Annotated in this window: 1 protein-coding gene; it reads left to right on the top strand. The window is 44.2% G+C overall.

Features of this window, described 5'->3' with window-relative positions; translation table 11 throughout:
- Window positions 1-821 (top strand): dihydrolipoamide acetyltransferase family protein (locus tag A3756_RS22230; RefSeq protein WP_068554673.1); only part of this gene is annotated, 821 nt, incomplete at its 5' end.
- Between the last annotated feature and the right edge of the window lie 51 nt (window positions 822-872).

Here is an 872-nt window from a genome sequence, read left to right as displayed (position 1 = left end):
CGCCTGACAGTTCGCTTTTAAAGCAGAAACAGACTTTAAATGCTCCGCCTTCTGTCAGGGTCTTTGCAGAAAAAATAGGCCTGACAGAACAGCTCAGTGAAAAGTCTTATGGGATGCTTACAGAGAAAGGAATTCTGGAAGCTCATTACAAGAAGAATGAGCTGAAAGGAAGTTCTCCTGGGAGATGTAGTGATTCAATCACTAAATTAACAGGTGCCAGGAAAGTCATGGCGCAAACGATGAGTAAATCTCATGAACAAATTCCAGCCGTAACGCTGTTCGATGATGCCAATATTTGTACTTGGAAGAAAAGTGAGGACATCACGCTCCGATGTATTAAAGCACTTGTCTTTGCGTGTATGAAGGAGCCAATACTCAATGCCTGGTTTGATGAGGAAGCTTTAGGTATTCAGTTATTCGAAGATATTCATTTAGGTGTGGCGGTTAATTCCGCGCAGGGTTTATACGTTCCGGTGATTCGAAAGGTGCAAACTCTAGACGATGCTAGAATCAGAAAAATCATGAAGAAACAGATTCAATCAGTTCATGACCGTACGATTAAGCCTCAAAAGCTACTTGGTGCAACGATTAGTCTAAGCAACTTTGGCTCGTTAAGCGGGCGTTACGCTACACCTATAATTGTTCCGCCACAGGTTTCGATCATGGGTGTGGGGAAAATTCGTGATGAGCCTGTCGTTGAAAACGGACAGATAAAGGTTGGTCGAGTTATGCCTATATCGCTGAGCTTTGATCATCGCGCAGCCAGCGGTGCAGAGGCGGCCAGGTTTATGCAGGCTTTTATCGAGTCGTTAGAGTCTTAAGGGCTCTCTGGTGCTTTGTTTCTCTGAGTGATCTACAGAGTTTCAAGTCTA

This window comes from Oleiphilus sp. HI0086 (assembly GCF_001635225.1).
This window is presented reverse-complemented; position numbering and strand designations above follow the sequence as displayed.